This window comes from Rhizobium acaciae, from assembly GCF_025941625.1.
In the GTDB taxonomy this organism is placed as follows: domain Bacteria; phylum Pseudomonadota; class Alphaproteobacteria; order Rhizobiales; family Rhizobiaceae; genus Rhizobium; species Rhizobium acaciae.
Map to the genome: position 1 here is coordinate 103,548 of NZ_JAPCZO010000015.1, position 13,680 is coordinate 117,227.

At 59.6% G+C, this 13,680-nt stretch carries 12 protein-coding genes; 5 read left to right on the forward strand and 7 right to left on the reverse strand.

The window, feature by feature from the left end:
- Nucleotides 1-7: 7 nt before the first annotated feature.
- The 6 genes from OLZ32_RS23550 to OLZ32_RS23575 all read right to left on the reverse strand — a co-directional run bounded on the left by OLZ32_RS23550 (nt 8) and on the right by OLZ32_RS23575 (nt 5,995).
- A complete protein-coding gene (locus tag OLZ32_RS23550; RefSeq protein WP_264423037.1) occupies nt 8-472 on the reverse strand; it encodes a tripartite tricarboxylate transporter TctB family protein in 465 nt (154 codons plus the stop codon).
- A 299-nt stretch (nt 473-771) separates the two neighbouring features.
- Nucleotides 772-1,737: a Bug family tripartite tricarboxylate transporter substrate binding protein gene (locus tag OLZ32_RS23555; protein ID WP_264423039.1), complete on the reverse strand. Its 966-nt coding sequence runs from the start codon at nt 1,735-1,737 to the stop codon at nt 772-774.
- Nucleotides 1,738-1,919: 182 nt separating this feature from the next.
- A complete protein-coding gene (locus OLZ32_RS23560; RefSeq protein WP_264423041.1) occupies nt 1,920-2,807 on the reverse strand; it encodes an amidohydrolase family protein in 888 nt (295 codons plus the stop codon).
- Nucleotides 2,807-3,829 carry an amidohydrolase family protein gene (locus OLZ32_RS23565; protein WP_264423043.1) on the reverse strand — a complete coding sequence of 341 codons (1,023 nt, stop codon included), beginning with the start codon at nt 3,827-3,829 and terminating at the stop codon, nt 2,807-2,809. Before OLZ32_RS23565 ends, OLZ32_RS23560 begins: the two co-directional genes overlap by 1 nt.
- The gene (locus OLZ32_RS23570; RefSeq protein ID WP_264423046.1) at nt 3,826-4,716 is read right to left on the reverse strand and encodes an NAD(P)-dependent oxidoreductase; all 891 of its coding nucleotides are present in this window, start codon (nt 4,714-4,716) and stop codon (nt 3,826-3,828) included. The genes OLZ32_RS23565 and OLZ32_RS23570 overlap by 4 nt, the downstream gene beginning before the upstream one ends.
- Before the next feature lie 28 nt (nt 4,717-4,744).
- Complete coding sequence (locus tag OLZ32_RS23575) at nt 4,745-5,995, reverse strand: LysR family transcriptional regulator (protein ID WP_264423048.1); 1,251 nt, start codon at nt 5,993-5,995, stop codon at nt 4,745-4,747.
- 104 nt (nt 5,996-6,099) lie between these two features.
- Here OLZ32_RS23575 and OLZ32_RS23580 point away from each other — a divergent pair, with 104 nt between their 5' ends.
- The 3 genes from OLZ32_RS23580 (at nt 6,100) to dctA (ending at nt 9,219) form a co-directional block, all read left to right on the forward strand.
- Nucleotides 6,100-6,771 (forward strand): 4-carboxy-4-hydroxy-2-oxoadipate aldolase/oxaloacetate decarboxylase, encoded by a 672-nt coding sequence (locus tag OLZ32_RS23580; RefSeq protein ID WP_264423050.1) that lies wholly within the window; start codon nt 6,100-6,102, stop codon nt 6,769-6,771.
- Nucleotides 6,764-7,819, forward strand: coding sequence for a 4-oxalomesaconate tautomerase (locus OLZ32_RS23585; protein ID WP_264423052.1), 1,056 nt, complete (start codon nt 6,764-6,766; stop codon nt 7,817-7,819). The genes OLZ32_RS23580 and OLZ32_RS23585 overlap by 8 nt, the downstream gene beginning before the upstream one ends.
- Before the next feature lie 80 nt (nt 7,820-7,899).
- Nucleotides 7,900-9,219: a C4-dicarboxylate transporter DctA gene (gene dctA / locus OLZ32_RS23590; protein ID WP_264423054.1), complete on the forward strand. Its 1,320-nt coding sequence runs from the start codon at nt 7,900-7,902 to the stop codon at nt 9,217-9,219.
- 893 nt (nt 9,220-10,112) lie between these two features.
- Here dctA and OLZ32_RS23595 read toward each other — a convergent pair.
- Nucleotides 10,113-11,096, reverse strand: a complete 984-nt coding sequence (locus OLZ32_RS23595) for a LysR family transcriptional regulator (RefSeq protein ID WP_264423056.1) — start codon at nt 11,094-11,096, stop codon at nt 10,113-10,115.
- A 44-nt stretch (nt 11,097-11,140) separates the two neighbouring features.
- Here OLZ32_RS23595 and OLZ32_RS23600 point away from each other — a divergent pair, with 44 nt between their 5' ends.
- Both OLZ32_RS23600 and OLZ32_RS23605 read left to right on the forward strand, forming a co-directional pair.
- Entirely contained in the window at nt 11,141-12,127 is a 987-nt protein-coding gene (locus OLZ32_RS23600) for an NAD(P)-dependent oxidoreductase (RefSeq protein WP_264423059.1), read from the forward strand.
- Between the two features lie 28 nt (nt 12,128-12,155).
- Nucleotides 12,156-13,661 (forward strand): aldehyde dehydrogenase family protein, encoded by a 1,506-nt coding sequence (locus OLZ32_RS23605; RefSeq protein ID WP_264423061.1) that lies wholly within the window; start codon nt 12,156-12,158, stop codon nt 13,659-13,661.
- The last annotated feature ends 19 nt before the right edge of the window (nt 13,662-13,680 follow it).

The window sequence follows — 13,680 nt, forward strand, 5'->3', positions numbered from 1 at the left end:
TATCGTCCTAGAACCGGAGCCAGGGGCCGAAGCGCTGGAAGGGCAGGCCCAGCCCATAGCTGAACACGGCGACGGAGAAGATGGTGATGCCGATGGAAAGCAGAATAGCCGTCCTGGGCTTCATCTTCTGCGAGGCAAAACAGGCGATCAGCGCGGTGAAGAACAGCGCCACGACGAAGCCCAGGCCACGCACGGTGAGCCCGAAGAAGATCGGCGCCGGCAGGATGAACAGCATGCCGCGCCAGGCAATTGGCCCGATCGGCTCGCCCTCGACCCGCGTCGCCTGGATCAGGATAACCGCACCGAACAAGGTTAGGACAACCGCCAGCACCAGCGGGAAGTATCCGGGCCCCATACGGAATGCCGTGCCAAGGTCGAGCGTGAAGAAGGACTGATAGGCAAAGAAGGCACCAAGCGCGACAAAGATCGCCCCGCATGCCGCATTCGTCGAATCGAAGGAAATGGTTTTCATGATATCTCCGAAGAGTTCGAGGCGGTGCGATTGATGTTCTTCGCTTCCGTGACAATCGGAGCGGGATACGTCCAATCGCCGCCGACCCCCGTGACGGCGGGCCGTTCCGAACGCTTCTCCCTTATGAGAATGGGAGAAGCGTTCGAAATGGATGGGAAAAAAGCATCCGGTGTCCTGGTCGAATCTTAAATCGGTAAAGTGATACCTTTGACGGACGCCATCCCGTTCGACCAGATTCCCGGCTCACCCTCGTTTTGAGGCATGGAGGTAAGCTGGACATCGGTGCACCGTGTTACCGCCTATTGCCGCACAATACCGGAATCCTCGATGACCTTCGACCACTTCTCGATATCCGCCTTCAGGCGATCGCCGATTTCCTGTGGTGTGCTGGAGCGGGCTTCGACGCCCAGTTCGGCAAACCGCTTCTTCACATCTGGATCGGCAAGCACCTCAACGAGCGTTGCGTTGAGCTTGTCCACCACGGCCTGCGGCGTGCCGGCGGGCGCGAAAATGCCGTTCCAGGACGTGACATCGAACCCCTTCACACCTTCTTCCTGGGCCGTCGCCACATCCGGCAGGAGGATTGAGCGGGTCGGGCCAGAGGCTGCAATCGCTACCGCCTGGTTCTGCTGAAGGGCGGCTTTCAGTGCGGTCTGGCTGTCGATGATCATGTCAAGTTCCCCACCAAGAAGGGCAACCTGAAGATCCGGCGTCCCCTTGTAAGGGACGATGGTAAAATCGATCCCGGCGGTTGACTTGAAGAGTTCGGCCGCAAGGTTCTGGCTGCTGCCGACATTGATCGTCCCGACGTTAAGCGCGCCTGGGTTCGCACGGGCCGCTTCGAGAACATCCTTGAGGGATTTGAATTTGCCGTCCACCTTGGTGACGAATACGAAGTCGAAGTAAGCAAGGCTGGATACCGGCACGAAATCGGTTACGGGGTCGAACTGCAGATTCTTGAACAGTGGAACACTGATTGCGGTACCGTTTGAAAGAAGCGCAAGCGTATATCCGTCCGGTTCACCGTTCAGTGCAACCCGGGCGGCGACCGATCCACCGGCGCCAGGCTGGTTCATGATGACGATCTGTCTCCCGAGCTTCTTGCCCAGCGAATCGCCGATGATGCGCGCGGTAATGTCAGCAATCCCGCCAGGGCCGAAGGGAATGACGAGGCTGATTTCGCGTGTCGGATAATCGTCCTCCTGGGCTGCGGCCGCCCCGGCCATCGCAAGCGTCAGAACGCATGCCGGGATCAGTGATTTCATCAATGTTACCATCCGCCGCGATGGCGTATTCCGTTGGTGTTGCAAGTTCACGTTCATAGTCTCCTCCTCTTGATTGATGTCAGTCATGCAAGGCAAGCACGCACAGCAAAGGCATGAATGCCCAGTGCGTTTGGATTCGCCTCGAATTCGAGATGCGTGGCCCAGCGATCCACAAGATCGGACTATCGCCAGTAGAGCCGCATCGGATTGTCCACGAGCAGCTTTTGCCGGAGCTCCCCGGTCGGTGCGATGCGCGGGATAATGTTTACCAGCGCACCGTCGTCAGGCATGTGGTTCTTCATGTTGGGATGCGGCCAGTCGGTGCCCCACAGAACACGATCGGGGAAACGCTCAACTAGCGTGCGCGCGAAAGGGATCACATCATCGTAGTTTGCCGGACCCGACAGCGAAAGCCGCTCCGGGCAACTCACTTTGCTGACGACATTCTCGTGTTCAGTCATAAGCCGGATAAATCGGTTGAATTCCGGCCCATCGACCGGCTTGGAGACGTCGGGGCGCCCCATGTGATCGACCACCACGGTCGTCGGCAGCGAGGTGAAAAAATCCCAGCGCTCCTCAAGGTCTGCCGCCTCGAAATAGATCACCACCTGCCAGCCAAGCGGTGCGATACGGTCGATGATCGCACGATAATAGGCATCCGGTTTCGGGTCGACCAGGCGGCGAACGAAGTTGAAGCGCACGCCGCGCACGCCGGCGTCATGCAGTTCGGCGAGCTCCCCGTTCGTCACCGTGTCGCGCACCGTCGCTATCCCGCGAGCGCGATCGCCGGCCGCATGCAGCGCATCGACCAGGGCACGATTATCGGCGCCGTGACATGTCGCCTGGACGATGACGTTGCGCTCGAATCCGAGAAAATCACGCAGCGCGAACAGTTTCTCCTTGCCGGCATCACACGGTGTGTATTTCCGCTCGGGCGCGTAGGGAAAGACATCGCCGGGGCCGAAGATATGGCAATGGGCGTCCACCGCGCCGGGAGGCGGTGCATAGGTCGGCTTGCTGGGCGCGGGGTCGTAGCAGAGCCAGTCTGGATCCATCCGGAAATCGGCCATCAAAGCCCCCTTGCCTTGAGCTGAGCATCAAGACGCGGATAGACGCGCCGGGCATTGAGCTCAAAGACTTTTCGCTTGTCCTCGTCCGGGATCTGCAGCGCATCGACATAGCGCTTGGTGTCGTCGAAATAATGGCCGGTCTGCGGATCGATCCCGCGCACCGCACCGACCATTTCCGAACCGAACAGGATATTCTCCACGTCGATCACCTCAAACAACAGGTCGATGCCGGGCTGGTGGTAGACGCAGGTATCGAAATAAACGTTCTTCATCACATGCTCGCTAAGGGGAGGGCGTTTCAGCATGTCGGAGAGGCCGCGATAGCGCCCCCAGTGATAGGGAACTGCACCGCCGCCATGCGGGATGATGAAACGCAGCGAAGGAAAGTCGCGGAAAAGGTCGCCCTCGATGAACTGCATGAAGGCGATGGTGTCGGCGGCGATGTAATAAGCGCCGGTCGCGTGCATCGCGCAATTGCAGCTGCCCGAAACGTGGATCATCGCCGGAACGTCGAGTTCCACCATCTTCTCGAAGAAGGGATACCAGGCCCGGTCCGTCAGCGGCGGCGAATCGAACTTGCCACCGGAGGGGTCCGGATTGAGATTGCAGCCGATAAAGCCGAGTTCGCTCACGCAGCGCTCCAGTTCGTCGATAGCGGTGCCAATCGAGATTCCCGGTGTTTGCGGCAACTGGCAGACGCCAGCAAAGGTTTCTGGGTAGAGATCGACCACGCGCTTGATGAGATCGTTGGAGCGGCGCGCCCAGACCTTCGCCACCGCCCCGTCGCCGATATGCGGCGCCATGGCCGAGGCGCGGGGCGAGAAGATGGTCATGTCGGCGCCGCGCTCCCGCAGCAGGCGCAACTGGTTCGCCTCGATCGTCTCGCGGATCTCGTCATCGGAAATGTCGGGATAGGCAGGATCGATGTCGCCGCCGAATTTAATGGCCGCCTCCTGGAGCGCTCGCCATTCACCGTGGCGCGCCGGGGCAGTGGTGTAGTGACCGTGGCAATCGATAATCATGGCTTCGAGTTTCCTGTAATAGCGAGGATGGCGTCGGCCTTGCCGGCGAATCCATCGGGTAGAGGGGAAAGTTGCAACGCTCCCAGATGTTGCTGCCAGCCCGCGGTGGCGCTCGCCATCGTTCCGGCCATGCCCAGATCGGCAGCTGTGACCGCGGACTCGCGCATTTCGGCGGCGCGACGTAGCCCGTGAACGAGCATGCGGTCGATATTATAGTCGGCGCGGGCACGCCAGTTCCAATTGGGGAAGCTGGCATCAAGTGACGCGAGAACCTCGTCTTCGACGTTTGCTGCGCGTGCCGAAAGCAGGCATTCGGCGGTCAGAGCTTCAATCCCCTTGATCATGATGGAGCGGATCATCTTGATGGCGCTTGCTGCGCCAATCCCACCATCGATAACCCGGCCTTTAAAGCCAAGCTCTGCAAGCAACGTCTCGCCCTCTTCGGCAAACGGGCCGGACAGCAGCAAGGGGACGGCGAGCAATGCGGGGTGGACAGGCGCCATGACCGCGACATCCACATAGCGCCCTCCGGCAGTCGAGATTACCTCTGCTGCAGCCTGCTTGGTGGCCGGTGCCACGCTGTTGCAATCAAAGAAGAACGTGCCAGGTGAAATCCAAGCTGCCACGTCCCTTGCCGCAGCAAGGGCCTGATCGGCGGTCACAACGCTGATGACTGCATCCGCCCCGTCAACGGCGTCGCTGGGGGCTTCGCAACCCACTACACCGAAGCGGCGGTAATCCTCGCGCTTGGCGCCAGCGGAAGACACGTCATCAGTCTTGATATCGTAGGCGCGCAAGCCAAAAGATGGTGTGTCGCCCCAACCTTCACAGAAGGCCTGTGCGGCCTCGCCGAAACCGATGAATGTGATTGTCTGGTGTTTGCTCATGCCCCCGTTCTAATGGACAATAGACCGATCACGCATATCGGAACGGCTGACGCTCCATTGCTTTTCCTGAGGTCCACTCTGTACACATGGCACGGAATGTATCCATGAAAGCCGTCTGAAGCTGCGTCGGGCGCCAGTCATCGCGTGTCGTGAGACCGATGTGGCGACGCAATGACGGCCCTGTGCCAGCGATCTCGTCGAGCAGCCCAGCCCGTCGCTCGAACAGGAACTGGTCGCGTGACATCAGGGTCAGCCAGTCGTCCTCCAGCATCAATCCGCGGACCACCAGAACAGAACCACATTCGATCCGCAGCCGGGGCGGCTCCAGTCCACGGTCCGTGAACATCTCTTCCCAACGATGGCGCACCGGGGCGCCTGTCGTTGCAATGACCCACGGAAAATTCAATAGCCGTGAGAAGGAAAATCCAGGCTCCGCCAGCAGTGGATGGCCCGCACGACCGACAATCACCGGGTCATCGATGAACAACGGTTCCTGAGCGATGTCCTTGACCGGTGGTGGGTCCCGCATCGCCCCGATCAAGAGATCCATCTCGCCTTCGCGCAGTCTGGCTAGCAATTCGGCATAGGGGCCTTCGATGACGTTGACGGATGCCACCGGATAGGTGCGGGCAAAGCGGGCCAATGTCTGCGGCAGCAGGATTGCACGCGCCAGCGGCATGGTGCCGACGGTGACACGGCCGGCGCCTTCAGATCGAAGTGCCTCCAATTCGTCGAAGCCGGAATTCAGCTCCGATTGCGCCAAGTGCGCGAAACGCAGCAACAAAACGGCCGCCGGGGTCGGCTGAACGGTACGCCCCTGGCGGGTAAGAAGCGGTACGCCCAGCAACTGCTCTAGATCGCGGCTCGCCCGGTGCAGAGCGGGTTCCGAGAGGTTTGTTCGTTTGGAGGCAAGCGCAAAGCTGCCCGCCTTGTCGACCGCGATCAGCGCCCGCAACTGTCCAAAGGTGATGCGCCGTTCGATATGGGGTAGCGGCGGCAAGCGGGCGCCGCGTCGCACGCTTTGGCCGCCGCGCGCCACGTAGGCAAGCGCGCGTTCAATGCGGGCTGTCATCAATCGCCCCGCCTCGGTGGCAATCACACCGCTCGGCTGGCGGTCGAACAGGAGATGGCCAAGCTGAGCCTCCACTTTGGCGACAGCCTGGGTTAGCGCCGGTTGCGACAGGTTCATAACCTGGGACGCGCTGCTGATGCTTCCCAGTCGTCCGGCAACGGCAACGGCCTCGAGGTGCCGCAGGTTGAGCTCTCTGTGCATAATCATGGTCACACTTCAGCATAGCTTATGGGGCGTGCGCAAATCCAGTTTGCTTTGCCGACCAAAATTCCCTTCCATAGATGCGGTAGAATATGAATTGAGGATCAAACATGCCCGCAGTTATCACGCAAATCAATCGCGCCGATACCGCCGTCATTGACGGCTTGGCAATGGCCGGTGTTGCCACGGTCCACGAGGCGCAAGGACGCATTGGATTGCTAGGCAGCCGCTTGCGGCCGATCTACGCGGGTGCCCGTATCGCCGGTTCCGCGGTCACCGTCTCCGTGCCGCCCGGAGACAATTGGATGATGCACGTTGCCATTGAACAATTGAAAGATGGCGATATCCTGGTGGTCGCCCCTACCTCACCCTGCGAGGACGGTTATTTCGGTGATCTGCTCGCCACATCGGCGATGGCCCGAGGGTGCCGTGGCCTGATCATTGATGCCGGCGTGCGCGACGTGCGCGATCTCACCGCCATGGGATTCCCGGTCTGGTCAAAGGCAATCTCTGCACAGGGAACCGTCAAGGAGACACTCGGATCTGTCAACGTGCCGATTGTCTGTGCTGGAGAATTGGTCCAGGCTGGCGATGTCATTATTGCCGACGATGACGGTGTCTGCGTCGTCCGCCGCGCGGATGCCGCAGACGTCCTCGAACAGTCGCAGGCGCGCGAAGCCAAGGAAGCCGAGAAGCGCGAACGGCTGGCAAAGGGTGAACTCGGTCTTGATATTTACGCCATGCGCGAGCGCCTGACGGCCAAGGGGCTGCGTTATGTCTAAAGCCGTGCGCGCCATGTGGATGCGGGGCGGAACGTCAAAGGGCGGTTTCTTCCTTGCCGATGACCTTCCCGCCGACATCGCCAAGCGGGACGCCTTCTTGCTGCGTGCCTTCGGCTCTCCCGATCCACGCCAGATCGACGGCATGGGCGGTGCCGATCCGCTGGCTTCGAAGGTCGCTGTGGTCTCCCGCTCCTCACGGGAGGGCGTGGATGTCGATTATCTGTTTCTGCAGGTCTTCGTCGATCAGGCAATCGTCAGCGATGCACAGACCTGCGGCAACATGCTGGCCGGCGTCGGTCCGTTTGCGATCGAGCGCGGGCTGGTCGCGGCAAAGAACGGCGAGACCCCGGTCGCGATCTTCATGGTCAATACCGGCAAGATGGCCATCGCGACGGTGCCGACGCCGGGCGGTGAGGTTACCTACGAGGGCGACACGCGGATCGACGGTGTTCCGGGAACGGCGGCTCCAATCCCGCTCGCCTTTGCAGACATCGCCGGGTCGAGCTGCGGCGCTCTGCTTCCCACGGGCAACCCGGTGGACGTGATCGAAGGTGTCGAGACGACACTGATCGACAACGGCATGCCCTGTGTGATCTTGCGGGCCAGCGATGTCGGGATCACCGGCTATGAGGATCGGGCGACGCTTGATGCCAATGCCGAACTGAAAGCGCGGATCGAGGCGATCCGTCTCAAGGCCGGGCCGTTGATGAACCTGGGCGATGTCGCCGAACAATCAGTCCCCAAGATGATGTTGCTCGCCGCCCCGAGGACCGGTGGAGCGATCAGTGTCCGCTCCTTCATTCCGCATCGCTGCCATGCATCCATCGGCGTGCTTGGCGCGGTCAGCGTCGCCACTGCCTGCCTTATAAACGGCTCGCCGGCACAGGTGTTGGCCGCGATCCCCGACGGAGAATCCAAGATGCTCGAAGTCGAGCATCCGACCGGCATGACCGGCTGCGTCATCGAGATGAACGGTCAGGGCGCGATCAAAGGAGCGGGCATGCTGCGTACTGCCCGGAAACTGTTCGACGGCGCTTTGTTTGGCTGAGCAGCCGGGCAGCAGGTCACTGGAAGCGTGACGTTTTTTGGGAGGGAATGGACATGATGTATACGGGAGTGAGCAAGACGATGACATATTCAGGAGAGACGAAAAGACCAGCAAGTCGGTTCGGCATCTTGGGCCAGCTATGGTTTCAAGTGCTGGCAGGAACCTTGATCGGCATTCTGCTTGGACACTTCGCACCCGCTGCAGCGGTGGCAATGAAACCTTTCGGCGACGCCTTCATCAAAATGATCCGCATGATGATCGGGCCGATCATCTTCGTCACCGTTGTGCATGGTATCGCCGGCATGAACGACATGAAGAGCGTCGGGCGTGTCGCGCTGAAATCCATCATCTATTTCGAGGCGATCACGATCTTGGCGCTGATCTTCGGACTGATCGCAGTCGATCTGTGGCGTCCGGGCGAGGGCATGAACATCGACGCTGCCGCAATCGATACCGCATCGATCAAGACCTATCTTGCGACGGCGCACGACCAGTCCATTTCAAGCTATTTCCTTGACATCATCCCAGACACCTTCGCCAGCGCGCTGACGGAAGGACACGTTCTGCAGGTCCTGTTTATCTCTGTCCTGTTCGGTATCGCCATTGCCGCCATCGGAGAACGCGGACGCCCGGTGTTCCAGGTGATCGAAAGCGCCTCCCAAGGGTTTTTCAAGATCATCGGCTACATCATGTACTTCGCGCCGCTCGGGGCCTTCGGCGCGATTGCCTTTACCGTCGGTCAGTTCGGCACCGCCTCGCTCTGGTCGCTGGGCGAGTTAATCATCGAGTTCTTCGTCGTCTGCGCCTTGTTCACAACAATCGTCCTCGGCAGCGTTGCCCATTGGTGCGGTGTCAGCTTGTGGCGGCTGCTAGGCTATCTCTGGGATGAAATCGTCATCGTCGCTGCGACCACCTCGACCGAAACGGTGCTGCCGCGCCTCATCCAGAAGATGCGCAAGGCCGGCTGTGAGGAAAGCGTGGTCGGCTTCGTCATCCCGGCCGGCTATTCGTTCAACCTCGACGGCACATGCCTCTATCTGACCACCGTCGCGGTGTTCCTGGCACAGGCGACGAACACACATCTGACCTTCTGGCACGAACTCGGCCTGATCGCAGTGTTGCTGCTCACCTCGAAGGGAGCGGCGGGCATCGCTGGAGCGGCCTTCGTTGTATTGGCGGCAACCCTGAATACCACCGGAACCATTCCCGTCGCCAGCATCGCGCTGATCCTCGGAATTCACCGCATCCTTGCCGAGGGGCTGACTTTTGTGAATCTGATCGGCAATGCGCTTGCCACCGTCGTGGTCGCCAAATGGGAAGGCAAGCTTGACGAGACGATGTTGGCTGAGACGATTGGCAATGCACGCGTCCGCGCCGAGCAGGGTATCGTGGTGACTTGAGCCATCAAGAGGGTGATATAAGAAGACGCACGGCCGACTGCGTTTCGAGAGATCGTGAGAATTCATTCGTAGGGAACGCCCCTCATGAATTTTCACGGTTTACACGAATCTCGCGACCGGCGTTTCAAAGCTCCATGTTAAAGTGTTCGTCCATTCGACGTCGCAGCAAGCGCGGCGCAGCAAATGAGAGTCATCCACTATTGAGGCTTTCGGCTCTCGTGTACAGCTAGCAGCACCGGAAAGAGTAGGCGTGCTGCAATTCCACAACCGCCGGCGTGACAACGGAATTCGAGGAGGAACCCCTCGGCCTCAGTGCCATACCGACGGCGATTCGACTTGAAACCATAACATGCGAATGTTGAAGACGAGATTTCGAACTCCCAGCCTCCTCCCGGGGCACCTCGGCTGCCGTCGCACAGGTCTCGGCGGCAGCCACTTTTCTCGGGGGCATCGCCGTATTTGCCTCCACCGAGACTTCAATGCTGGCGTCCGATACCACACCTGCCGCCGACCGCGGCGCAACTGAGCGTGGTTTTTGTCATGAAGGAGTGGATACTTTCGCCACTTGAAAAAGAGCTGCCTTCGGTCGATTTCTCGATGCAGGACCGTCGCCGAAATCGCTTGATAGAGGGCAAAGGCATCGCTGATATCGACAGCTGCCTTGTGCGTGGTCACATTGAAGGCAAAATCGAGAAGGGAGGCGCGTCCAGAAAGCGGCCCTCAGTGAGTCCGATTGACTTGTGAGGATCGCTGCCTGCCGCTTCCTCTGCTATCGCGCGTCATATTTGCAACGCGGCAGCTCCTTGATCTCGACGCAGCGATTGGCGATGGCCAACCGTGATCGACCTGGAAGCAGCCCCAAGAGGTGCAAGCATCTCCTGTCTGGTGATCGATCATCGATTATCGATGAATAGCGAACATGCGTGTTCGAATGCTTCCAACGCAGCAGAAATGGCGGGGCGAGCTTTGCTCCCCTTGGCGAATGCCGAAAAAAGTCGCCGCTGCGTTACTGGGCGTAGATCCAGGCACCGAAAATCAGGATCGAGCAATATATTGTGCGTCGCAAGACCCGGAAGTACAGTAACGAAGCTTCCGGTTCGCACGAACTCCAATGTAGCTGCAATGTTGCGGCAGCTCGACATGATTTGTGGCGTATATCCCTCCGCATGGCACGCGTTCACGATGAACGTCTGATAGCCAATGGCTGATTGATTCAGTGCCCATTTTTCCTGGGCAAGTTCCCATAGTTCGACCGTTCTTCGTCCAGTGCCCGCTAGTCTGTGATCGACTGACACAACGGCTTTGAATGGGTCGATGTAAAGCGGCTGGAAATCGAGCTGGAGTGCGAAGTTTTCCGTCCCAGTTAGATCATCGACAATCGCGATGTCGACCTGCTTCGTCGCAGTTGCTTTGAGGCCGTCACCCGGCTCCATTTCGTTGAAAAAGATCTCCAGCGAGGGGTGCTGTTTTGCCAGCTGGGTAATCGCTTGTGGGATGATAGTTGCGGCTGCTGAACCGAATGCCGCGATACGCAAGTCGCCGGTCACCGTTTGTGCAGTTCGCGCGAGATCCGCTTCTACTTCGTTCACGGCCTGAAGTATTCCGCCAATGCCGGCCAGCAAACGTTCGCCGGCCGATGTCCAGCGTACACCCCTCCCCGAGCGTTCGAACAAGACAAGGCCAACTTCCTTCTCAAGGAGCGAGAGCTGCTGCGAGACGGCGGGTCGCGTCAGGTTCAGGGATCTCGCAACCGCCGAAATAGTGCCAAGGACCGAGAGCTCATGAAGGAGTTGCAGCCGTGAGAGATTGAGCATGATAAAGGCAGACCGTAAGTTTTTCTTACATACAGTGTTATCAAGCGTCGCCTTTTCTTTCACTCATTTTCTGTGATCAATACGTAAAAAAGGGGAACAATTAGAGAGTGATTGCTCGACCGCGCGTGCTGTCGGACCGCCTTTCTTTGCCTTCCCTTTTTTGGACAGAGCCTATTGGCTCATCACGAGGAAGGTACAAGATGACGACGGTTGCTTTTATTGGTGTTGGTCGGATGGGTTCGAGAATGGCGCTTCGCCTGCTCGATGCAGGTCATGTCGTCCACGTTTTCGATCCCAACACGGCGGCTACCGCTGAGCTTGCTGTAAAAGGCGCTGTCGTCGAGGCATCGCCGAGCGCCGCCGCCGCGCCGGCCATGTTCGTTCTCAGCAGCCTGCCGAGTCCGGCCACGCTTCGCGACGCCATTACAGGCGAGAATGGTATTCTCAAGACAGTGGCCGCAGGCGCTACGGTTATCGACTTCAGCACGGTCGATGCATCGACAACCAAGGCCATTGCAGCACAGTGCGGAGCTAAGGGCGTTCACTTCATGGACGCGCCGGTCAGCGGCGGTGTCGCCGGCGCCGGCGCCGGAACTCTTCTGGTGATGGCTGGGGCGAGCCAAGAGGTTCTCGATGCAGCTCGTCCAGTCCTCGGCCCGATCGCCGGCCGCATTGTCCATTGCGGCCCTGTCGGTTCTGGCCAGCTGACCAAACTCGCCCATAACCTCCTGACGGCAATCAATACCGTTGCCCTCGGCGAAGTGCTTTCCGCCAGCGTCAAGTCCGGCGCGAACCTATCTGTTCTGACGGAAGTCCTGTCCGGCGGACTCGCGGGCAGCAAGATGCTCGACTACCTCCCAAAAACCCTTTTCACCGAAGAGCGCCCTGCGAACTTCGCTCTCGATCTGATGCACAAGGACATCTCCCTGTGCCTTGAGGAGTTCTCGGCTTACCCCATGCCGCTCGGTCAGATGGTCCGCCAGATCTACAACATGGCACGCGCCGAAGGTCTCGGCAGCAAGGATTCCACCAGCGTAGCAGAAGTCTTCGAAAATCTTCTGAAGGTCGAATTGCGCCTGCCCGCAAGCGCCTGATCACCCGCATTCAACCAAGGAACGAACAATGTCTCAGACAGCTAAAGTCCGGAAAGACACGGCGGAAGTCATTTTGCCAACCGTTGGCCTTTCAGGTCAACTGATCAATGGAGAGTGGGTCAAGCCCGTGTCTGGCGCGATGCTCGACATCATCAATCCCTGCCGGAGCAGCGTCATTACGACGATCGGGGCGGCGGGCAGAGAGGATGTCGATGCTGCCGTTGCCGCGGCGAAGGCAGCGTTTCCCTCGTGGCGGCGCCTGGCATCGCGTTCGCGCGGCGCGCTCCTGACGGAGCTTGCCAATCGTGTCGCAGCGCATTCGGACGAGATCGCTCCCATTCTCGCTGCAGAAACCGGAAACGCGCTACGTACGCAGAGCCGTCCGGAAGTCATGAGCGCCATTGAAGTGCTGCGTTACTATGGCGGCACGGTCGCCGAACAAAAGGGCGAAACGCTGCCGCTTGGCCCGGGTCTGTTCAGCTACACGACGCGCGAGCCGCTTGGCGTCGTCGCTGCGATCATACCGTGGAATTCGCCGCTGGTTCTCGCCGCCGTCAAGATCGGCATGGCTCTTGGCACAGGCAACACGCTGGTCCTTAAGCCCGCCGAAGACGCGCCGCTTGCAGTCATCCGAGTCGCAGAGCTTGCAGCCGATCTGTTCCCGAACGGCGTCTTCAACGTCGTGACCGGAGTAGGTGAAGTAGCAGGTGCTGCCCTATCCAGCCATCCGGACGTTGCAAAGATCTCTTTCACGGGTTCGGTCGAGGTCGGTAAGCTGGTCGCCCATGCCGCCGCCGACCGTATCGCTCGCGCCACATTGGAGCTTGGGGGCAAGAGCCCAACCATCGTCTATCCGGACGCCGCGACCGACGACAGGATCGACGGCCTCGCAGCGAACATCATTAATGCGATGCGGTTTGCTCGTCAGGGGCAGTCCTGCACCGCCGGTTCACGTCTTTATGTCCATCAGGACGTATTCGAGCCTGTCTTGAAGAAGGTCGTCGAGAAGCTTGCCGTCATGAAGATCGGCGACGCTCTTGACGAAGAGACCGATATCGGCGCGATCATCAACGAGGAGCGCTACAGCGCTGTTCGCGAGTTCATCTCCGAGGCGGTTAACTCGGGCGCCGAAGTGGTGACCGGTGAAGTCCCGCCCGCGGCTGGCGAGAACGTCGGATTCTTCCCGAAGCCGACCGTTCTCAAAGGCCTCACCAACGACTGGCGCATCGTGCAGGAAGAGGTGTTCGGCCCTGTTCTCGTTGCTATTCCATGGACGAGCGAAGACGAGGTTGTCGAGTGGGCCAACAACACCCACTATGGCCTTGCCGCCTATATCTTCGCCAATGACCTGACCACGGCTCTCAATGCGGCGAGCCGCATCGACGCCGGCTGGCTCCAGATCAACCGCGCCGGCGGCCAGATCCCCGGCATGTCCTATGGCGGCATCAAGCAGAGCGGAATTGGATCCGAATACTCCATCGAAGGTGCTCTTGAGGCCTATACGGCGCGCAAAAGCGTCACGGTCAACCTCTGAAGTTACGGAAAAGAGCCAA